Origin of the sequence: Streptomyces sp. NPDC047453, from assembly GCF_040643155.1 — a bacterium.
GTDB lineage: Bacteria > Actinomycetota > Actinomycetes > Streptomycetales > Streptomycetaceae > Streptomyces.
The window spans coordinates 1-20578 of the sequence record NZ_JBEYTS010000063.1; the positions used below are offsets into that span (position 1 = coordinate 1).

The 20578-nt window shown below is 73.1% G+C and carries 15 protein-coding genes; 7 read left to right on the forward strand and 8 right to left on the reverse strand.

What is annotated here, in order from left to right; translation table 11 throughout:
- Positions 1-87 precede the first annotated feature (87 nt).
- From ABZ818_RS33455 to ABZ818_RS33465, 3 genes are all read right to left on the reverse strand, one after another.
- Positions 88-513 (reverse strand): DUF6299 family protein, encoded by a 426-nt coding sequence (locus ABZ818_RS33455; RefSeq protein WP_361423092.1) that lies wholly within the window; start codon positions 511-513, stop codon positions 88-90.
- Positions 514-635: 122 nt separating this feature from the next.
- Positions 636-1040 (reverse strand): Rid family hydrolase, encoded by a 405-nt coding sequence (locus ABZ818_RS33460; protein WP_361423095.1) that lies wholly within the window; start codon positions 1038-1040, stop codon positions 636-638.
- 117 nt (positions 1041-1157) lie between these two features.
- Complete coding sequence (locus ABZ818_RS33465) at positions 1158-2297, reverse strand: acyl-CoA dehydrogenase family protein (protein WP_361423098.1); 1140 nt, start codon at positions 2295-2297, stop codon at positions 1158-1160.
- 60 nt (positions 2298-2357) lie between these two features.
- On the opposite strand from ABZ818_RS33465, the gene ABZ818_RS33470 reads away from it, so the two are divergent.
- Both ABZ818_RS33470 and ABZ818_RS33475 read left to right on the forward strand, forming a co-directional pair.
- On the forward strand, positions 2358-4052 hold the full coding sequence (locus ABZ818_RS33470) for an AMP-binding protein (protein WP_361423178.1): 1695 nt from the start codon (positions 2358-2360) through the stop codon (positions 4050-4052).
- Between the two features lie 109 nt (positions 4053-4161).
- On the forward strand, positions 4162-4983 hold the full coding sequence (locus tag ABZ818_RS33475) for a PaaX family transcriptional regulator C-terminal domain-containing protein (protein WP_361423101.1): 822 nt from the start codon (positions 4162-4164) through the stop codon (positions 4981-4983).
- Between the two features lie 6 nt (positions 4984-4989).
- Here the strand turns inward: ABZ818_RS33475 and ABZ818_RS33480 are convergent, their stop codons facing one another.
- Together ABZ818_RS33480 and ABZ818_RS33485 are read right to left on the reverse strand one after the other, a co-directional pair.
- Entirely contained in the window at positions 4990-7308 is a 2319-nt protein-coding gene (locus tag ABZ818_RS33480) for a bifunctional salicylyl-CoA 5-hydroxylase/oxidoreductase (RefSeq protein ID WP_361423181.1), read from the reverse strand.
- 18 nt (positions 7309-7326) lie between these two features.
- Positions 7327-8154 carry an enoyl-CoA hydratase family protein gene (locus ABZ818_RS33485; protein WP_361423104.1) on the reverse strand — a complete coding sequence of 276 codons (828 nt, stop codon included), beginning with the start codon at positions 8152-8154 and terminating at the stop codon, positions 7327-7329.
- A gap of 319 nt (positions 8155-8473) precedes the next feature.
- On the opposite strand from ABZ818_RS33485, the gene ABZ818_RS33490 reads away from it, so the two are divergent.
- Positions 8474-8950, forward strand: coding sequence for an ATP-binding protein (locus ABZ818_RS33490; protein ID WP_361423107.1), 477 nt, complete (start codon positions 8474-8476; stop codon positions 8948-8950).
- Here the strand turns inward: ABZ818_RS33490 and ABZ818_RS33495 are convergent.
- Both ABZ818_RS33495 and argF read right to left on the reverse strand, forming a co-directional pair.
- Positions 8910-10361 carry an amino acid permease gene (locus tag ABZ818_RS33495; RefSeq protein ID WP_361423110.1) on the reverse strand — a complete coding sequence of 484 codons (1452 nt, stop codon included), beginning with the start codon at positions 10359-10361 and terminating at the stop codon, positions 8910-8912. The two genes, ABZ818_RS33490 and ABZ818_RS33495, sit on opposite strands and share 41 nt — an antisense overlap.
- Positions 10362-10492: 131 nt before the next feature.
- On the reverse strand, positions 10493-11500 hold the full coding sequence (gene argF, locus ABZ818_RS33500; RefSeq protein ID WP_361423113.1) for an ornithine carbamoyltransferase: 1008 nt from the start codon (positions 11498-11500) through the stop codon (positions 10493-10495).
- A 238-nt stretch (positions 11501-11738) separates the two neighbouring features.
- Here argF and ABZ818_RS33505 point away from each other — a divergent pair, with 238 nt between their 5' ends.
- The 4 genes from ABZ818_RS33505 to ABZ818_RS33520 all read left to right on the forward strand — a co-directional run bounded on the left by ABZ818_RS33505 (position 11739) and on the right by ABZ818_RS33520 (position 17843).
- Positions 11739-12194 (forward strand): pyridoxamine 5'-phosphate oxidase, encoded by a 456-nt coding sequence (locus ABZ818_RS33505; RefSeq protein ID WP_361423116.1) that lies wholly within the window; start codon positions 11739-11741, stop codon positions 12192-12194.
- Between the two features lie 76 nt (positions 12195-12270).
- A complete protein-coding gene (locus ABZ818_RS33510; RefSeq protein ID WP_361423119.1) occupies positions 12271-15315 on the forward strand; it encodes an amino acid adenylation domain-containing protein in 3045 nt (1014 codons plus the stop codon).
- A 42-nt stretch (positions 15316-15357) separates the two neighbouring features.
- On the forward strand, positions 15358-16581 hold the full coding sequence (locus ABZ818_RS33515; protein ID WP_361423122.1) for a cytochrome P450: 1224 nt from the start codon (positions 15358-15360) through the stop codon (positions 16579-16581).
- 32 nt (positions 16582-16613) lie between these two features.
- Positions 16614-17843, forward strand: coding sequence for a cytochrome P450 (locus tag ABZ818_RS33520; RefSeq protein ID WP_361423125.1), 1230 nt, complete (start codon positions 16614-16616; stop codon positions 17841-17843).
- 37 nt (positions 17844-17880) lie between these two features.
- Here the strand turns inward: ABZ818_RS33520 and ABZ818_RS33525 are convergent, their stop codons facing one another.
- A complete protein-coding gene (locus tag ABZ818_RS33525; protein WP_361423128.1) occupies positions 17881-20265 on the reverse strand; it encodes a beta-N-acetylglucosaminidase domain-containing protein in 2385 nt (794 codons plus the stop codon).
- Positions 20266-20578: the final 313 nt, after the last annotated feature.

The window sequence follows — 20578 nt, forward strand, 5'->3', positions numbered from 1 at the left end:
GGCCCAACCGCGACCCCCGGCCGCCCCCCCCCCGCCGGGCCCCCCGCCCCCCAGGGGTGCCGGGCAGCCGGGCAGTCTGGCCGGGTCTCAGTCCGCGATGAGTGTCACGTCCTGCTGGCGCGTGGCGTGGATGTGCGGCAGTGGCAGGCCGCTGTGGGGGCGCAGTTCCACGAGGGCGGCCTCGACGCGGGCCGGGCCGGGCGTGAGCCGGTTCGGTGTCACGGTGCCGGAGTCCTGCCAGCGGTGGTAGGCGCCGTCGCACACGGCGTGGGTGCCGCCGATGCCGTAGCGGGTGGCCGACGGTTCCTGGCTGATGGCGGCGCCGACGAAGGCCAGGCCGTTGGTGTCGAAGCAGCGGTAGGTGCCGGAGACGGTGACGGTGCCGTCCGCCGACAGGCGGGCCGTCCGGTCGATGGTCACGCTGTCGCCCGGAGCGGCGGTGGCGGGCGCGCTCAGCACGAGCACGGTGGCCGCCGCCGCGCCCAGGGCGCCGAGTACGGGACGCAGGGGCATGGAAGAACCTCCCGGGTGGCTGGAACAGGAGCTTCCACTCGTACCCGGCGCCCTCGGCGGTGACCGTGACCCTCACCCTCCGGCGGCGCGTGCCCGTCGACCACTTGGCCGACACCACCTGATCAGCCGTCGCCCAGCACCGCGAAGCCGTCGAGCTCGACCAGGGCACGCTCGTCCCACAGCCGCACGATGCCGACCACCGCCATCGCGGGATAGTCACGGCCGGCCAACCGGCGCCACACGCGGCCGAGTTCGGCGGCCTGGACGCGGTAGGCGGCGACATCCGTGGTGTACACGGTGACCCTGGCCAGGTCCGACGCGGTGCCGCCGGCCGCCGCGAGCGCGGTCAGCAGGTTGGTCAGCGCCCGCTCGAACTGCTCGGGCAGGGTCTCGCCGACCACCTTTCCGTCGGCGTCGAGTGCTGTCTGACCCGCCAGGAACACCAGCCGTGAGCCGGTGGCGACCACCGCGTGCGAGAAGCCGGTGGGCGGGGACAGTGCGGGCGGATTGACACGGTCGGCGGTCACAATACCTCCACGGGCGTACGCGGCTCCACGACGGTCACAAGACCTCCCGGGCATAAACGGCTCGACGACGGTCACAAGGCCTCCTCCCGCGGCGCGGCTCGACGGTCGCGAGGCCGGTCACAGGGCCTCCCCGGACTCGCGCAACCCCGCGTACAGCTCCTTCGCGATGATCCCCCGCTGCACCTCGCTCGCCCCCTCGTAGACCCGCGGGGCCCGCACCTCGCGGTAGAGGTGTTCGAGCAGGTGGCCGCGGCGCAGGGCGCGGGCGCCGTGGAGCTGGACGGCGGTGTCGACGACGTACTGCGCGGTCTCGGTGGCGAGCAGCTTCGCCATGGCGGCGCGTCCGGGTACGCCGGGGGCTCCCTCGTCGTACGCCGTCGCCGCCGCGTACACCATCAGGCGGGCCGCCTCCGTGCGCAGGGCCATCTCGGCGACCTGGTGGGCGACCGTCTGGAGGTCCCTCAGCTTGCCGCCGAAGGCGTCCCGGCGGGCGGTGTGGGTGAGGGTGGCGTCCAGCGCCGCCTGCGCCATGCCCACGGCGAAGGCGCCGACGCTGGGGCGGAACAGGTTGAGGGTGCCCATGGCCACCCGGAAGCCGCGGTCGGTCTCGCCGATCACGTCCTCGGCCGTGACGGGGACGCCGTCGAAGTCGAGCGCGCCGATGGGGTGCGGCGAGAGCATCTCCAGCGCGGTGCCGGTGAGGCCGGGGCGGTCGGCGGGCACCAGGAACGCGGTCACGCCACGGGAGCCGGCGTCCGGTGTCGTCCGCGCGAAGACGGTGTAGAAGTCGGCCTCGGGGGCGTTGGAGATCCAGCACTTCTCGCCGGTGAGCCGCCAGCGGGAGGGGCCGTCCGGGCGGGCCGCCAGCGCCAGTGCCGCCGCGTCCGAGCCCGCGCCCGGCTCGCTCAGGGCGAAGGCCGCGACCGCGCTTCCGTCCGTCACCCGCGGCAGCCAGTGGGCGCGCTGGGCAGGGGTGCCGTGGGCGTGGACGGGGTGGGCGCCGAGGCCCTGGAGGGCGAGGGCGGTCTCGGCCTCGGCGCAGGCGTGGGCCAGGGACTCCCGCATGAGGCACAGGTCGAGGGCGCCGGAGGTGAACAAGCGCTCCAGCAGGCCGAGTCGGCCCAGTTCGGCGAGGAGCGCGCGGTTGACGTGGCCCGGCTCGCCCTTCTCGGCGAGCGGGCGCAGCCGGTCGGCGGCCAGGGCACGCAACTCGGCGCACCAGGCCGCCTGTTCCGGTTCGAGCGAGAATGCGGGCATTCGCCGGTCCCCTCTCTGCCGGCCGACCGGAGCACGATCCACCGTATCGCGTGCTGTTGACTGTCGTCACCAACACGATACGCTCCTTGTGCGAGCCCACCACGACAAGGGGGCGAACCGGCCATGGACACCTTGGACTCCGGCAGGGGCGGCACCGCGCGGCCGACGGCCTCGGCGCACGTGGACACCTTCGCGCGCGACCACCTGCCGCCCCCGGACCAGTGGCCCGCGCTCCGCTTCGACCTCCCGGAGCTGCGCTACCCGGACCGGCTCAACTGCGCCGCCGAGCTGCTGGACCCCACCGACGCCGGGCGCCCGGTGTTCCATACCCCCGCCGGGGAGATGTGGACCTACGGCGACCTGCGCGCCCGCGTCGACCGCATCGCGCACGTGCTGACCGGCGACCTCGGGGTGGTCCCCGGCAACCGGGTACTGCTGCGCGGCCCCACCACCCCCTGGCTGGCGGCCTGTTGGCTGGCCGTGCTCAAGGCGGGCGCGGTCGCCGTCACCGTGCTGGCCCAGCAGCGCCCGCACGAGCTGAGCACGATCTGCGAGATCGCCCGGGTCCGGCACGCGCTGTGCGACATCCGGGCCGTGGACGACCTGGCCAAGGCGGAGGTACCGGGGCTCGCCGTCACGACGTACGGCGGTGACGCCCCCGACGACCTGCTGCGCCGTCCGGCACCCGGTACGCCGTACCCGGCCGTGGACACCGCGGCCGACGACGTCGCGCTCATCGCCTTCACCTCGGGCACCACCGGGCGGCCCAAGGGCTGCGTCCACTTCCACCGGGACGTGCTGGCCATCGCGGACACCTTCTCCCGCCATGTGCTCAGACCGCAGGCGGACGACGTGTTCGCGGGCAGTCCCCCGCTCGGTTTCACCTTCGGGCTCGGCGGGCTCGTGGTCTTCCCGCTGCGCGCCGGCGCCTGCGCGCTCCTGCTCGAACAGGCCCATCCGCGGCAGTTGTTGCCCGCGATCGCCGAGCACCGGGTGTCCGTGCTGTTCACCGCCCCCACCGCGTACCGCGCGATGCTCGACGCGCTCGACTCCCACGACGTCTCCTCGCTGCGGCGCTGCGTGTCCGCCGGGGAGAACCTGCCCGCGGCCACCTGGCACGCCTGGCACGAGCGGACCGGAGTGCGCATCGTCAACGGCATCGGCGCCACCGAGCTGCTGCACATCTTCATCTCGGCGGCGGACGAGGACATCCGGCCCGGCACGACCGGAGTGCCCGTACCGGGGTGGCACGCGCGCGTGCAGGACGAGCACGGCGAGCCGGTGCCGGACGGAGTGCCGGGGCTGCTCGCCGTCCAGGGGCCGGTCGGCTGCCGCTACCTCGCCGACCCGCGGCAACGCGTGTACGTGCGGGACGGCTGGAACGTCACCGGGGACACCTACGTCCGCGAGCCCGACGGCTACTTCCGTTACGTCGCCCGCGCCGACGACATGATCATCTCGGCCGGGTACAACATCGCCGGTCCGGAGGTCGAGGACGCCCTGCTGCGCCACCCGGACGTGGTGGAGGCGGCGGTCGTCGGGCGGCCCGACGAGGACCGCGGGCAGGTCGTGGTCGCCTACGCCGTCCTCAGGCAGGGCGCGCCGCGGGACGCGGAGGCGCTGCGCGCGTACCTCAAGTCGGAGCTGGCCCCGTACAAGTGCCCGCGCGAGTTCGTCTTCCTGGACGCGCTGCCGCGCACGGCCACCGGCAAGCTCCAGCGGTTCCGGTTGCGCGCAGACGGCGTACAGCGGTGACGCCGCACGACGGTGACAGCGCGCACGTGACGGTGCTCGGCGGTGACCGCGGGCGGCGGCGTCGGTGACCTGCCGTGACGGTGACCAGCAGTGATGCCGAAGACCTAAAATGATCAACGTGTCCGAGCAGCAGGCGCTACACGCCCCGAGGTCCCTCATCGTCACGCTCTACGGCGCCTACGGCCGCTTCGCGCCAGGCCCGGTGCCCGTCGCCGAGCTGATCCGGCTGCTCGCCGCCGTGGGGGTGGACGCGCCGTCCGTGCGCTCCTCGGTGTCGCGGCTCAAGCGGCGCGGGCTGCTGCTGCCCGCCCGCACCGCACAGGGCGCGGCGGGATACGAGCTGTCCGCGGAGGCACGGCAGTTGCTCGACGACGGCGACCGCCGGATCTATGCCACGGCGCAGCCCGGGGACGACGAGTGGGTGCTCGCCGTGTTCTCCGTGCCGGAGTCGGAGCGCAACAAGCGCCATGTGCTGCGCTCCCGGCTGGCCGGGCTCGGCTTCGGCACGGCGGCACCCGGCGTGTGGATCGCCCCGGCCCGCCTGTACGAGGAGACCCGGCACACGCTGCGGCGGCTGGACCTCGACCCGTACGTGGACTTCTTCCGCGGCGAGCACCTGGGCTTCACGCCGACCTCGGAGGCGGTCGGGCGGTGGTGGGACCTGGCGGCGATCGCCGCGCAGCACGAGGCGTTCCTCGACCGGCACGCGCGCGTGCTGCGCGCCTGGGAGAAGCGCGCGGACACGCCACCGGAGGAGGCCTACCGCGACTACCTCCTCGCCCTGGACTCCTGGCGCCATCTGCCCTACGCCGACCCGGGCCTGCCCGCGCGGCTGCTGCCCGCCGACTGGCCCGGCGCCCGCTCGGCCGCCGTCTTCCAGGGGCTGCACGAGCGGCTGCGGGACACGGGCGCCGAGTTCACCGGGCTCTGACGCCGGTCAACCCCCCAGTGCCAGGCGGGGCTTGGGCGCGTCCGTGCGGCCCGTCTGCGGGCGGCGGCTGCCCGCCCGGTAGGGCGCCGGCCAGACGGCGGCCGGGCCCGTGTAGCCCTGCTCGGCGGCCGCGTGCAGCGTCCAGTGCGGGTCGTACAGGTGCGGGCGGGCCAGCGCGCACAGGTCCGTACGCCCGGCCAGGATCAGGGAGTTGACGTCGTCCCAGGAGGAGATCGCGCCGACCGCGATCACCGGTACGTCCACCTCGTGGCGGATCCGGTCCGCGAACGGAGTCTGGTACGAGCGCCCGAACTCGGGGCGTTCGTCGGCCACCACCTGCCCGGTCGACACGTCGATCGCGTCGGCGCCGTGCGCGGCGAAGGCGCGGGCGATCTCCACGGCCTCGGCGGCGGTCGTACCGCCCTCGGCCCAGTCGGTGGCGGAGATCCGTACGGTCATCGGACGGTCCTCGGGCCACACTCCGCGTACGGCGTCGAAGACCTCCAGCGGGAAGCGCAGCCGCTTGTCCAGTGAGCCGCCGTAGGCGTCGGTGCGCCGGTTGGTCAGCGGGGAGAGGAAGCCGGAGAGCAGATAGCCGTGGGCGCAGTGCAGTTCGAGCAGGTCGAAGCCGGCCCTGGCGGCACGCCAGGCGGCGGCGGTGAACTGCTCGCGGATGTCGGTGAGCTGGGCCCGGGTGACCTGGCCCGGGATCCGGCCGTCCGGCCGGTAGGGCAGCGGGGAGGCGGCCACCAGCGGCCAGTTGTCCCGCGGCAGCGGCTCGTCCATGCCCTCCCACATCAGCCGGGTCGAGCCCTTGCGTCCGCTGTGGCCGAGCTGCACGCCGATCGCGGTGTCCGGGGCCTGCCGGTGGACGAAGTCGGTGATCCGCCGCCAGGCGTCGGCCTGCCGTCCGGTCCACAGGCCGGCGCAGCCCGGGGTGATCCGGCCCTCGGGGCTGACGCAGACCATCTCGGTCATCACCAGGCCCGCGCCGCCGAGGGCCCGGGCGCCCAGGTGGACGAGGTGGAAGTCGCCGGGGACGCCGTCGGTGGCCGAGTACATGTCCATGGGCGAGACGACGACCCGGTTGCGCAGGGTCAGTCCGCGCAGCCGGAACGGGGTGAACATCGGCGGTGTCCCGGGCGGGCAGCCGAACTCGCGCTCCACGGCGTCGGTGAAGCGGGGGTCGCGCAGCCGGAGGTTGCCGTGGGTGACGCGGCGGCTGCGGGTGAGCAGGTTGAAGGCGAACTGGCGGGGCGGCTGGCCGAGGTAGCGGTCCAGGTTCTCGAACCACTCCAGGCTGGCCCGGGCCGCGCGCTGGGTGGAGGCGACGACCGGTTTGCGCTCTTCCTCGTAGGCGGTGAGCGCCTCGGGCAGGGACGGTTGTTCGACCAGGCAGGCGGCGAGCGCGAGAGCGTCCTCGACGGCGAGCTTGGTGCCGGAGCCGATGGAGAAGTGTGCGGTGTGGGCGGCGTCGCCGAGCAGCACCAGGTTGCCGTGCGACCAGCGCTCGGTGACGATCGTGCGGAAGGTGGTCCACGCGGACTTGTTGGAGCGCAGTGGCCGCCCGCCGAGCGCGTCCGCGAAGATCTTGGCGCAGCGCTCGACGGACTCCTGCTCGTCCATGGTGTCGAAGCCGGCCGCGCGCCACACCTCCTCGCGCATCTCGACGATGACCGTCGAGGCGCTTTCGTCCCGCGGCCCGGAGGGCCTCGTTGAGGGCCGGTGGTCGGGCGACGGGCGGGAGTAGGGATAGCCGTGCAGCTGCATCACGCCGTGCTCGGTCTCGGCGATCTCGAAGCGGAAGGCGTCGAGGGCGAAGTCGGCGGCCAGCCAGATGTAGCGGCAGCGGTGGCCGGTCACCCGGGGCCGGAAGACGTGGGCGTAGGCCTCGCGGGTGGCGCTGTGCAGGCCGTCGGCGGCGACGACCAGGTCGTACGTCCGCGACAGCCGCTCCGGGTGCGGCGCCTCGGTGCGAAAGCGCAGGTCGACGCCGAGCGCGCGGCAGCGTTCGTGCAGGATCCGCAGCAGGCGCCGTCTGCCGAGCGCGGCGAAGCCGTGGCCGCCGGAGGTGTGCCGTGTGCCCCGGTGCACGATGCCGATGTCGTCCCAGCGCACGAACTCCCGGCGCAGGGCCTCGTACACCACCGGGTCGGCGTGTTCGATGCCGCCGAGCGTCTCGTCGGAGAGCACGACGCCGAACCCGAAGGTGTCGTCGGGCGCGTTGCGCTCCCAGACGGTGATCTCACGGGCCGGGTCGAGCCGTTTCAGCAGGGCCGCGGCGTACAGGCCCCCGGGTCCGCCGCCGATCACCGCGACCCTCATGGCACCGGTCACCCCCGGTCACCTCCCCCGCCACTTCGGGGGGCGCTTCTCGGTGAAGGCCGCGTGGAACTCGGCGTAGTCCTCGCCGTTCATCAGCAGGGCCTGGGTGGAGGCGTCCAGTTCGACCGCGGCGGACAGGGGCATGTCCAGTTCGGCGGTGAGCAGGGCCTTGGTCTGGGCGAGGGCGAGGGCGGGGCCGTCGGCCAGCCGGCGGGCCAGGGATCGCGCGGCCTCGTCGGCGCTGCCCTCGTCGGTGAGGTGGCTGATCAGTCCGATCCGCTCGGCCTCTGCCGCCCGCACCGGCTCGCCGAGCATCAGCAGCCGGGTGGCGTGGCCGAGCCCGACCACCCGGGGCAGCAGATAGGCGGCGCCCATGTCGCCGCCGGACAGGCCGACTCGGGTGAAGAGGAAGGCGAACCGGGCGGTGGGGTCCGCGACCCGGAAGTCCGCCGCCAGGGCCAGGACCGCTCCCGCCCCGGCCGCCACCCCGTGCACCGCCACGATCACCGGGAACGGGCATTCCCGTACGGCCCGTACGACCTGCCCGGTCATCCGGTTGAAGTCGAGCAGCTCGGACGTGTTCATGCTCAGGGTAGCGCCGATGATCTCGTCCACGTCGCCGCCGGAGCAGAAGCCGCGGCCCTCGCCGGCCAGCACCAGGGCGCGCACGGCCCGCTCGCGGGACAGTTCGGCGAGCAGGTCGCGCAGGTCGGCGTAGGCGCCGAAGGTGAGCGCGTTGAGCTTGTCGGGGCGGGCGAGGGTGACCGTGGCGACGCCGTCGGCGCGCTCGACGCGCAGATGGCGCCAGTGGGAGGTGCGGTCGGTGGAGCCGGTGAAGGGACTCATGACGTAGGGCCTCCTCGGGGGGACTGCCACGAACCGCTGCCGCACTGGACCTCTGCCTCGACGGCTCTCCCCACCGAAGTTATCACTCATTCATGACCGTCGTCACGAGTACGCGATACAGTCGCGCCACTGTGACCGGTACCCGTCACTTGGTCACGGCTCGTCGATAGGGAGGTAACGACGGGAGTGGCCGCGGGAGGACGGCCGTCCCCCGGGGTAAGCCGACCGTGCCGGGCCCGGCGGCCCCGAGGACGAGGCCGCCGAAAGTCCCCGCGGACGGCCCCCGTACCATTCCCCTCGTTGAAAGCGGGACAACCTGATGGTCATCACCGGGACGCCCCCCGCCACGAACGGACACACCTTGCACGAACCTCCCTCGACAGCCTCCTGGCGCGTCGCGCTGCCGCACTCGGCGGCCGCCGTGCCGGTGGCCCGCGCCCTGGTCCGTACGGCGCTGACCGAGCTGGAGCACACGGCCGACAGCGACACCGCCGAACTGCTCACCGCGGAACTGGTCGCGAACGCCGTGGAGCACACGGCGGGCCGGGGCCCGATAGAGCTGGTGGTGGAGCTGCTGCCGACCGGCTGCCACGTCGAGGTGCACGACCCGGATCCGGCCCCGCCCGGCGGACTGACCCGGCCGGGCCTCGCGGCCCCGGACCCCTGGCAGGAGCACGGGCGCGGCCTGCTGCTGATCCGCGCCCTCAGCTCCGCCTGCGGGCACCGCCCGACCGCGTCGGGCAAGGCGGTGTGGTTCAGGCTGTCCGCGGGTCCGCCTCGGCTGCGCCCGGCGTGACCTCCGCGGCCCCGGCCCGCGCCGCCAGCCGGGAGTGCCGGCGTCCGTAGCCCACGTACACGAGCAGCCCGGCCACGAGGAAGCCGGCGAACTGGAGCCAGGTGGTCCAGCCGGTCTCGTACATCAGGTACAGGGAGCAGCCGACGCCGAGCACCGGCAGCACCGGGTAGAGCGGCACCCGGAAGGTGCGGGCGAGGCCCGGCTCACGGCGGCGCAGCGTGATCACGGCGATGTTGACGACGCCCATGATGGCGAGCGTGCCGATGGTGCACAGGTTGACCACGACGTCCAGCGACGCGAACGCCGCGGGGATCGCGAAGACCACGCCGACGATCAGGGTGCCGGCGACGGGCACCGAGGTGCGCGGCGAGACCTTCTGGAGGATGGGCGGCACGAGCCCGTCGCGGGACATCGACATCAGGATGCGGGACTGGGCGTACGTCACGGTCAGCACCACGGAGGCGATGGCGACGACCGCGCCGAAGGCGATGACGGCGCCGCCGACCGAGGAGCCGGTGACCGTGTTGACGACGTACGACAGCGCAGCGGGCCGGCCGCCGACCTGGTCGCCGCCGATGGCGCCGATCGCGGCGAGCGCGACCGCGCAGTACAGCAGGGTGACCAGGCCGATGCAGACGAGGATCGCGACGGGGATGTCCCGGCGCGGGTTCCTCGCCTCCTCGCCGGCGGTGGTGATCGCGTCGAAGCCGATGTAGGAGAAGAACGCGGCCGTGGTGCCCGCGCCGATGCCGCCGAGGCCGGCCGGCGAGAACGGGGTGAGGTTGCCGTGCTTGAAGGCGGAGAACCCGATGGCGCAGAAGGCGACCAGGATGACGATCTTGAGCACGGCCATCGCGGCGGTCGCCCGGGCGCTCTCGCGCACTCCGCGCACCAGCAGCACGCAGGCCATCGCGATGACGAGGACGGCCGGGAGGTTGACGATCCCACCGTCGGCGGAGCCGGCGGAGAGGGCTGCGGGGAGCTGCCATCCGGTGAGGCTGTGCAGCAGCTCGTTGACGTACTGGCTCCAGCCGACGGCGACCGCGGAGATGGAGATGCCGTACTCCAGCAGCAGGCACCAGCCGACCAGGAAGGCGGTGGTCTCGCCGAGGCCCGCGTAGGCGAAGGAGTACGAGGACCCGGAGACGGGGATCGCGCCGCCCAGCTCGGCGAAGGAGAAGGCGGTGAACACGCAGGTGATCGCGGCCAGGACGAAGGAGACGACGACGGCGGGGCCGGCCTGGGCGACCGAGTCGGACAGGCCGACGAAGATGCCGGTGCCGACGATCGCGCCGATGCCGAAGCAGACGAGCTGGAACAGGCCCATCGTGCGCTTGAGGCCGTGGCCCGCGCGGTCGGTGCCGGACTCGGCGACGAGGAGGGCCGGGGACTTGATGCGGGGAGCGGACATGCGGGGGTGGTGCTCGTTTCTGGTGGTGCGGGGCGGCCTCGGGGGTGCCCCCTGCTTGTGGGAGCCGGGAGGAGGTCGCGTTACGGCGGCGGAAGGGGTGGCTCCGGGCCGCGGGTCGTGAGGACGGCCGGTCAGGCCAGGGTGGCGACCATGATCGCCTTGATGGTGTGCAGCCGGTTCTCCGCCTCGTCGAAGACGACCGAGTGGGCCGACTCGAAGACCTCGTCGGTCACCTCCAGGAAGGTGCGGCCGTGCCGCTCGTGGATCCCGCGGCCGACCTCGGTGCCGAGGTCGTGGAAGGCCGGCAGGCAGTGCAGGAACCTCACGTCCGGGTTGCCGGTGGCGCGCAGCACGTCCATCGTCACGGCGTAGGGGGCCAGGGCCTCGATCCGCTCGTCCCAGACCTCCTTGGGCTCCCCCATGGAGACCCAGACGTCGGTGGCGACGAAGTCGGCGCCGCGCACGCCCTCCTCCAAGGACTCGGTGAGGGTGATGCGCGCACCGCTGGAGGCGGCCAGTTCGCGGGCCCGGTCGACGATGCCCTGGGCGGGCCAGTAGCTCTTGGGGGCGACGAGCCGTACGTCCATGCCGAGCAGGGCGCCGGTGACCAGGTAGGAGTTGCCCATGTTGAAGCGGGCGTCGCCGAGGTAGGCGAAGGCGGTCTCCCGCAGCGGCTTGGCGCAGTGCTCGGTCATGGTGAGCACGTCGGCGAGCATCTGCGTGGGGTGCCAGTCGTCGGTGAGCCCGTTGTAGACGGGGACGCCGGCGTGCGCGGCGAGTTCCTCGACCGCGTCCTGGCTGTCGCCCCGGTACTCGATCGCGTCGAACATCCGGCCGAGGACACGGGCGGTGTCCTTCACGGACTCCTTGTGCCCCATCTGTGATCCGGACGGATCGAGATACGTCGTCGACGCGCCCTGGTCGGCGGCGGCGACCTCGAACGCGCAGCGGGTGCGCGTCGAGGTCTTCTCGAAGATCAGCGCGATGTTGCGGCCCCGCAGGTACGGCGTCTCGGTCCCGGCCCGCTTGGCGGCCTTCAGCTCGGCGGCCAGCCCGACCAGGCCGCGGAACTCCGCCTCGGTGAAGTCCAGCTCCTTGAGGAAGTGGCGGCCGGTGAAACCGGTCGGGACGTGCACCATCGGGGGGCTCCTGGGGACGTTGGGACGAGTGCGGACTATGGAAGTCTATACGATGTTCCACATTTATATACGGGACCTCGCCCGGGGTCCGGGATGCGAACCGCCCGGGTCTGTTGAACTCTGGGAGTCGGGGCCCCGTCTCGGCCGCCTGCGTCGGCTCGGCCTCCGGGACCCGCGCGGGCGTCCGCGTCGCCCGAGGATGCCATGCGGGATTCTCTGCCCGATCGAGGTGGTACGCGTGGATCTCAGGATGTCGGTCGAAGACCGGGAAGAGTTCCTTGCCGGCCTCCACGTGGGAATCCTGGGGGTGAACGATCCCCGCAACGGCGGTGGGCCGTTGCTGGTTCCGCTCTGGTACTCCTACCGGCCCGGCGGGCTGGTGTCGATCGAGACCGGGCGGCAGGCGCTGAAGGCCCGCCTCGTCCGCGACGCCGGGCGGTTCAGCCTCTGCGTGCAGGACGAATCGGCCCCGTACCGCTATGTGAGCGTGGAGGGGCCGGTCGTGGGCGTCGAGGATCCGGTGCCCCCCGCCGAGCACGAGGCGCTGGCCCACCGGTACCTGGACGCGGACGCCGCGACGGCGTACCTGGCGGCCAACCAGGAGCAACTGGCCGACGACATCCTCATCCGCATGCGGCCCGAGAGGTGGAGGACGGCCGATTTCTCCGCCTTCGCCGCGGAGTTCGAGACCTAGAGTTCGACACCCGGTCCTCCGTGCGGCAGGTGCTTCACGTGCGGCACAGACGGGACATCCCATGGTCACTGACCCGATGACGCTTTCGGCGCCTGCGTGGAACGCGGGGACGCTGTGGTACCCGCGCGATCGCTGTCTGCACGAGCTGTTCGACTCCCAGGCCGCGCTGCGCCCCCGGGCGACCGCCTCCGTACAGCACGGCCGCAGCATGAGCTACGGCGAGTTGAAGGACCGCTCCGACGCGCTGGCCGCCCGGCTGCTCGGCTCCGGGGTGCGGCGCGCTGACGGGGTCGGCGTGTACGGGAGCCGGTCCCTGGAAGCGCTGGTCGCCTTTCTGGGCATCCTCAAGACCGGTGCGGCGTACGTCCCGCTCGACGACGCCTCCCCGCCCGGGCGGCTCCAGGCGATGGCGGAGGACGCCGGGGTGCACACCGTGGTGACGCTGCCCGGCAGTGTGTGCCGCATCCGGCGGGTGCGGACCCGCATCGCCCTGAACGGATCGGCGCCGGCCGCGCCGGCGGCGCTCCCGCGGCCCGGGGTACTCCCCACGGACTGCGCCTACGTGATGTTCACCTCCGGCTCGACCGGCCGTCCCAAACCCGTCGCGGTCCCGCACTGCGGCGTGGTCCGGCTGGCCGCCTCCGACCTGGTGTGGCAGCGGCCGCGGCCCGGTGAGCGGGTGCTGCACGCCTACGGCCTCTCCTCGGACGCCTCCACGATCGAGATCTGGTCCACGCTGCTCGCCGGGGCCTGCGTGGTGATCGCCGATCAGGAAGAACTGCTGTCACCGGCCGCCCTGGAGTCCCGGCTGCTGTCCGAGCGGGTCAGCATCGCCTACCTGACCACCGGGGTGTTCCACCACATCGGGCGCACCAGGCCGTCGGCACTGCGATCCCTGCGGTTCGCCTCGGCCGGCGGCGAGGCGATGGACCCGGAGCTGGCCCGCGCGATCCTGGCGGCCTGCCCGGACACCACCGTGGTCAACTTCTACGGTCCGACCGAGAACAGCGTGGTCTCCACCGCGCACCTTGTGGACGGTCTGCCTCCCGGGGCGACGGCGGTGCCGATCGGCCGGCCGCTGGAGAACTCCACCTGCTACGTGGTGCGGGCGGACGGCACGCTCGCGGACGCCGGTGAGGAGGGCGAACTCCTCGTCGGCGGGGACGGGCTCGCGCTGGGGTACCTCGGCGACCCCGAGCTGACCGCCGAGCGCTTCGTCGACAACCGCTTCGAGCCCGGTACGCGGCTCTACCGCACCGGTGACCGGGTGGTCCGGCGCGCGGACGGCGTACTGGAGTACCGGGCGCGGGTGGACCGGCAGATCAAACTGCGCGGGCACCGCATCGAGCCGGACGAGATCGAGGCGCGGCTGCGGGCGGACGACGCGGTCGGCGAGGCCGTCGTCGAACTGGAGGGCGACAGCCTGATCGGGTACGTGACACCGGCCCGGCCCGGCCGGGCGCTGCCGCTGGACCGCATCCGCGGCGGTCTCACGGCATGGCTGCCCGCGGCGGCGGTGCCCACGCGGCTGGTGGAGGTGGGGCGGTTCCCGGTGACCGAGGGGGGCAAGGTCGACCGCCGCCGGCTGCGCCTGCTGGCGGGCGCGGACGGGACCGCCGTCCCGGCGCCCGGCCACCGCCCCCTGCCAGGTCCGCAGGAGTCGGCGGCGCGGGTGTGGCAGGCGGTGCTGGGTGTGTGCCCGGCGCCCGGGGACAGCTTCTTCGACATCGGCGGCGACTCCCTGCTGGCGGCCGAGGCCGTCACGCGCACCCTGGCAGCTTTCGGTCTCGACGCCCGGCACGGCCGCACCCTGGTCCACAGTCTGCTGCGCTCCCCCACCCTGGAGGACTTCACCGCCGCCGTCACCGCTCTCACCTCCGTCGAGGGCCGGCGGGCCCAGGCGGCCCCCGACGCCGGCGCCGTGGACTTCCGCGCCGAGGCGCGGCTGGGCTTCACCCTGCCGCCGCCGCGCGGTCCGGAGCCGGACTGGCGGCACCCCCGGGAGGTGCTGCTCACCGGCGCCTCCGGCTTCGTCGGCGCCTTCCTGCTGGACCGGCTGCTGTGTCGCACCGGCGCCCGGGTGCACTGCCCGGTGCGCGGCCGCGACGCCGCGCACGCCCGGCAGAAGGTGATGCGGAACCTGGCCCGCTTCGGCCTCGCCACCACGGAGGCCGCCGACCGCGTCGAGTGCTTCCCCGCGGACCTCACCGAACCCGGCCTCGGTCTGGAACCGGGCCGCGCCGAGGAACTGGCCGACGCCCTCGACCTGGTGATCCACGCCGCCGCACAGGTCAACTTCCTCTATCCGTACGAGGCGTTGCGCAGCGCGAACGTGGAGGGCACCCGGCAGCTCGTACGCCTGGCGGCCGAACGCGCCGTGCCCGTGCACTTCTTCTCCACCATCGCGGTGCTGGCCGGCTTCGGCACCGCCGGCGTACGGCACGTGGACGAGGACCTGCCGCTCGACCACGCCGACCGGCTCACCATGGGCTACGCCGAGAGCAAGTGGGTGGCCGAGGAGGTGTTGCGCGACGCCGCGGGCCAGGGCCTGCCGGTGGCGGTCCACCGGCCGTACGAGATCACCGGCGACCGGCGCACCGGCGCGTGCAACACCGACACCGCGATCTGCTCGCTGTTCAAGACGATCACCGAGACCGGGCTGGCCCCCGACGTCCCGCTGCCGCTGGACTTCGTCCCGGTGGACTTCCTCACCGAGGCGGTGGTGCACATCGCCACCGCGCACCGCGCCACCCACCGGACCTACCACATGACCAACCCGCGTCCGGCGAGCCTGCGCGACATGCTCGACCGGATGGACACGGGCGGCCACCGGATCCGGCGGCTCCCCTACGAGGAGTGGGTGGACGACCTCGTCCGCCATGTCGCGCGGCACCCCACGAGCCCCACCGCCCCGTTCGTCTCCCTGTGCGTGGACCGCTGCAAGCAGGCGGACATGTCCGTCAAGGAGATGTACTTCGAGGGCACCTTCCCGGCCGTGGGGCGGGCCAACGTCGAACGTGACCTGGCCGGCACGGGGCTGCGCTGCCCGCCCGTCGACGCGGCACTGCTGGACCGCTACCTGGAGTACTTCTACGCCACCGGCTACATCGAGCGCCCGTAGCCGAGCGCCCCTAGTCGGCGCCACCTCAGCGGAGGAGCGAGCATGATCCCACCCCCACCCGGCGCGCAGGCACCCGGCCCCGAGGCGGACGTCCTGGACTTCCCTCTCCCGCCACCGGGCACCATGGGGCCGCCCGAGACGTGCGCGTGGCTGCGCGAGAGCCGCCCCGTGGCCAGGGTCGGGTTGCTGATGGACGCGACCGCCTGGTATGTCACCCGGTACGAGGACGTCCGTGCGCTGCTCGCCGACCCCCGGCTGATCAGGCCGACCATCAACGACTGGCCGCCCCGTCCCGGCCGGGCCGCCGACGAGGGTCCCCGCCTGGTCACCATGGCGGAACTGGACGGCCCCCGGCACCTGGCGCTGCGCAGGTCCGTGGCCTCGGCGTTCAGCTCCGGAGCCGTCCGGGACCGGCTGCCGCGCATCCGCGAAGTCGCCGACCGGCTGCTGGAGGAGTTCGCGGAGGGCGGCCCTCCCGGCGACCTGGTGGCCGGGTTCACCGAGCCGTTCCCGCTGCTCGTGCTGTGCGACCTGGTGGGCATCCCCTCCCGGGACCGGGACTGGTTCCTGCCGGTCCTGGACGCGGCCCTCGACGGCATGGTGACCGCCGAGGAGGGACGCAGGGTCACCGATCTGCTGCGCGCGTACGTGGCCGAACTGATCGCGCGGAAGCGGAGCCGGCCCGGCGACGACGTCCTGACCCTGCTGGTCCGCCAGTGCGAGGACGGGACGCTGACCGACGAGGAGGTGACGGCCTTCGGGCTGTCCATGCTCACGGTCGGCTTCGGCATCAGCGGCTTCTTCCTGGCCGACTCGGTGCACACCCTGCTGCACCGGCCGGACCAGTGGGCCCGCCTGCGCGACCACCGCGACCTCATGCCGGGCGCGGTGGAGGAACTCCTGCGGTACATGCCGGTGATGAACGGCACCGTGCTGCTGCTGGCCACCGACGACATCGAGGTGGGCGGGCAGGCCATCCGCCGGGGCGACGCCGTCATCCCCGTGCTGGCCTCCGCCAACCGCGACGGGAGCGTGTTCGCCGATGCCGCCCGGCTCGACCTGTGCCGCACGGACAACCCCCACCTCGCCTTCGGCCGGGGAACCCACAACTGCGTCGGCGCGCACCTGGCTCGCGCCGAACTGACCGCCGGGCTGGAGGCGTTGCTCGACCGCTTCCCACAACTGCGTCCGGCCGAGGGGCAGGAACCCCTCTGGGACGACCAGTCCGTCACCAAGTCACCGCTGACCCTCCCGGTCGGCTGGTGAGCCGACCCCCAGGCACCAGGGGAGGTCCACCCGTGAACACCACGCCGGAACCCGCCGTCGACGCGCCCGACGCGCCCGACATGCCCGTTATCGAACTCCCGCTCCCGCCGCCGGGCACCATGGGCCCGCCCGAGGAGTACCGCCGGCTGCGCCAGGAGTGCCCCCTGGCCAGGGTCAGGCTGCCGATCGGCGCCACCGCCTGGTACGCCACCCGCTACGAGGACGTCAAGGAACTGATCGCCGACGCCCGGCTGATCAGGCCGAGCATCACCGACTGGCCGCCCCGCCCCGGCCATGTCCCCGGTGACGAGCCGGGCCTGGTCACGATGATGGAGCTGGAGGGCCCCCGGCACGCCGCCCTGCGCCGGGCTCTGAGCGAGCCCTTCAGCGTCCGGTCCGTGCGGAGCCGGCTGCCGCGCATCCGGCGATCGGCCGACCGGCTGCTGGATCCGTTCGTCGGCAGCGACCAGCCCGGCGACCTGGTCGTCCGGTTCCTCGAGCCCTTCCCCGTGATGGTGATGTGCGATCTCGTCGGCATCCCCTACGAGGACAGCGACTACTTCCTGCCCAGGGCGGACGCCGCACTCGGGGCCATCCTCACGCTGGAGGAGGGCCGCGAGGCCACCTCCCAACTGCGCGAGTACATCACCTCGCTGCTCGACCGGAAGCGGCGCGAGCCCGGCGACGACATGCTCACCCGGCTGGTCGACGCGTGCGAGCGCGGCGCTCTGGACCACGAGAGCGCGGTGAGCTTCGGGCTGTCCATGCTGGTCGCCGGCTACCGCACGAGCACCATGTTCCTGGCCGACGCCGTGCTGGCCCTGCTGACCCTGCCCGGCGCGTACGCACGCCTGCGCGACCACCGCGACCTCATGCCGGGCGCGGTGGAGGAACTCCTGCGCTATGTCCCGGTGATGAACGGCGTCGTCGTCCTCCAGGCCGTCGAGGACATCGAGTTGCACGGCCGGACCATCCGCGCCGGCGACGCCGTACTGCCCGTGCTCGCCGCGGCCAACCGCGACGAGCACGTGTTCACCGACGCCGACCGGCTCGACCTGTGCCGTGCGGACAACCCGCACCTCGCCTTCGGCCGCGGGGCGCACAACTGCATCGGCTCCCACCTGGCACGTGCCCAGATGACCGTGTGCCTGGAGGCCCTGTTCGACCGACTCCCGAACCTGCGCCTGGCCGAGGGCCACCGCCCCATCTGGGAGGACGAGTCACCGAGCAAGTCACCGCTCACCCTGCCGGTCTACTGGTGAGCGGTGACGTGCCGACATCACCCATGGCCCGTCCGGCTCAGGCCACCGGCTTGCCGTAGACGGCCATCTCGTAGATCGAGTAGCCCCAGGTCGTACGGCGCTTGACGCCCTGCATCCGGATGTAGGACACGGGCTCGTCGCCCGTCAGCCGGATGACGTCGGTTCCGCACTCGGCCGGGGCCATGGTCGCGGCGGTGGTCCAGTTGACGCCGTCCGCGGAGGTCTCCAGCCGGTACCGCTCGGCGCACGCGGCTTCCCAGGCGACCGTCACGGCCGCGACCTTCGCGGGTGCGGCGAGCTTGATCTGCGCCCAGGCGTCGTCCTGGTAGCCGGAGGCCCAACGGGTGCCCATGTCACCGTCGTTGATGTACCGGGCGGCCAGTCGGTCGAGGTCCTGCTCCACGCTGGACGCGGTCGCGGTGCCCGTCAGTGCCAGGTTCTCCGCGCCGCCCGCCAGGTCCCACAGACCGAGGCGCACATCGGCCTGGACGAGGAAGGCGTCCAGGACGCCGTCACCGATCTTCGGCTGGACCCTGCCCCAGGTGTTGCGGGCCGGGTCCACCCGTACGGCCGCCGCCTGGCGCTGGAGGTCGCGGGAGGTGGTGAGCAGTTGCTGCGCACGGTCCGCGTCGCCCGCCTGCCGGGCCGCGAGCGCGTCGGCCATGGCGACGGCCGCCCGCCCCCACTGCTCCGTCGCCTTCAGCCAGGGCTCCGCGTCGGCCACGAAGCCCGCCTGCACCGCTCCCCCGCGGATGACGGCGGGCGCGTCGGCGATGGCGGCGGCGTACTCGCGCAACTCGGCCAGTGCCTCGGTGCGCCGGCCCGCGTCCCACTCCTGCCAGAACCGCTTGACGCGGGCGTCGAGCGCCGGGGCCTGCGGCTGCCACGGCTTCGCGCCGAACGTGGGAGCGAGGTGGTTCAGGTCGGCGAAGACGTTCAGTGCCCCGGCGGCCGCGCGGTCGCCCCCGGCGAGGTAGGACAGGGCGCGGGGCCAGCTCGACGCCGCGTCGTAAGCCCGGTCGTTCCAGGTGAAGTCGGCCGTTCCGAACACCGCGACCTTGCTGGCATAGGGCTGGTTCATGGGGTTGGCGACGATGCCGCTGAGGTGGTCGCCGAGTCCCGCCTCCCGCTTGTCGTACGGCGCGAGCAGGAGCCGCCCCTGGGTGTTGCCGAAGTCGTTGACGGGATAGTTGTCCCAGACGAAGACCTTCCGGCCGAACAGCTTCGACACGGCGTCCGCCTGGTTGTTGGTGATGGAGGGCGGGACGACGTCGGTCCCGGTCCACATCACGACGACCTTCGGGTCCAGGGTGGCCCGCATGGTCTGCTTGTACGCGGTGTCGGTCAGGTCGCCGTACTCGGTCGGCACCATCTGGAGGGCCTGGGTGCCCTCGTGGGTGTCCACGAAGGTGCGCTGGACGTCGTTGAGGAGGTCCACCTGCGCCCTGGCGGCGGCGGCCCGCCCGGGTGCGCCGAACTTCTGCTGGTCGCCGTCGCAGTTCCACCGGGTGTAACTGATGTCGTCCAGCGGGATGGAGAAGGCCCGCCCGCCCAGGTCGTACACCGCCTGGAGCTTGGCCTTGAGCGCCGCGCGGTCCGCCGGGTCGGAGTAGCAGATGGACCCGCCCGGGGAGACCGCGAAGGTGAAGCGGACGTGGTTGGCGCTCGCGCGCCGCACCAGGGTCCCCAGCTCGGCGAGTTTGTCGGCCGGATACGCCTGGCGCCACTTGTCCCTGTGGTACGGGTCGTCCTTGGGGGCGTAGACGTAGGTGTTGGCCTTGACGTCGCCGTAGAAGTCCATCTGGTCCAGCCGTTCGGCGGCGGACCACGGCTGACCGTAGAAGCCCTCGATGGTGCCCCGCAGCGGCATCGACGGGTAGTCACTGGCCTCGGCGCCCGCGATGCGCCATTCGTCGCCGCCACGGACGAACAGCTGCCGCAGGGTCTGTACCGCGTAGAACTGTCCGGCGGCGTCCGTGCCGCCGAGCGCGACCTGGCGCTGCGGCTCACTCGTGTCGACCCGCAGCGCGTACCCCTCGGCATGACCGGGGACGCGGGTGTCGCCGAGCGCCTTGGCGATGTCGGGTCTGGTGGCGGGACCGAGGCGTACGGTGAGCAGCCCCGCGGGGACGGCCCGGTCCGGGGCGATGACGTCGACACGGTCGGCGCCGTGGGCCCGCAGCTCGCGCACGAGACGGTCCCGGGCGGCGGCGTCGGTGCCCTCGTCGGCGACGACGACCACCCGCCCGGTGACGTTGGCGTCGGCCCCGGCGCGGGAGAGCGACTGCGGGACGGGTGAGACGTCGGGCAGCCCCGGCGCGGGAGCGGGTTCGGCGTGGGCCTGCGGGACCAGCGCGAGCTGTCCGGTCGTCAGGCCCGCGGCCAGGAGACAGGAAGTGAGCAACGAACGGCGTTTCTTCATGAATGCGTCCAATTCCTCGACTCGGAGCCACCGTTGGCGATGGCCCTCGTCGGCGGCGCCGATCCTGTCGGCGCGCCGGGGGCACGGCCTTGCCGCACGGGTGGCCTGGACGGCGTTCCCGGTGGTGCTCAACGACGCCGAGGGGGCGGCGGGTTGACCGCCGCGCCGCACTGGCGCACGGCGGATCGAGCCTCCTCACTCCTCTCCGGGGCATCAGCACTCACCGGAACCACAGTGGACGAAGACGTGCGGGCGTCACGCTCGCACAGGAACGAGATGTTGTCTAGACCACTCACCGCCCCGAGGGCGCCCC

Coding starts and splice junctions, on each gene's coding strand:
- ABZ818_RS33455 (WP_361423092.1), bottom strand. CDS start 513: ATGCCCCTGCGTCCCGTACTCGGCGCCCTGGGCGCGGCGGCGGCCACC.
- ABZ818_RS33465 (WP_361423098.1), bottom strand. CDS start 2,297: ATGCCCGCATTCTCGCTCGAACCGGAACAGGCGGCCTGGTGCGCCGAG.
- ABZ818_RS33475 (WP_361423101.1), top strand. CDS start 4,162: ATGATCAACGTGTCCGAGCAGCAGGCGCTACACGCCCCGAGGTCCCTC.
- ABZ818_RS33480 (WP_361423181.1), bottom strand. CDS start 7,308: ATGAGGGTCGCGGTGATCGGCGGCGGACCCGGGGGCCTGTACGCCGCG.
- ABZ818_RS33485 (WP_361423104.1), bottom strand. CDS start 8,154: ATGAGTCCCTTCACCGGCTCCACCGACCGCACCTCCCACTGGCGCCAT.
- ABZ818_RS33490 (WP_361423107.1), top strand. CDS start 8,474: ATGGTCATCACCGGGACGCCCCCCGCCACGAACGGACACACCTTGCAC.
- ABZ818_RS33495 (WP_361423110.1), bottom strand. CDS start 10,361: ATGTCCGCTCCCCGCATCAAGTCCCCGGCCCTCCTCGTCGCCGAGTCC.
- argF (WP_361423113.1), bottom strand. CDS start 11,500: ATGGTGCACGTCCCGACCGGTTTCACCGGCCGCCACTTCCTCAAGGAG.
- ABZ818_RS33510 (WP_361423119.1), top strand. CDS start 12,271: ATGACGCTTTCGGCGCCTGCGTGGAACGCGGGGACGCTGTGGTACCCG.
- ABZ818_RS33515 (WP_361423122.1), top strand. CDS start 15,358: ATGATCCCACCCCCACCCGGCGCGCAGGCACCCGGCCCCGAGGCGGAC.
- ABZ818_RS33525 (WP_361423128.1), bottom strand. CDS start 20,265: ATGAAGAAACGCCGTTCGTTGCTCACTTCCTGTCTCCTGGCCGCGGGC.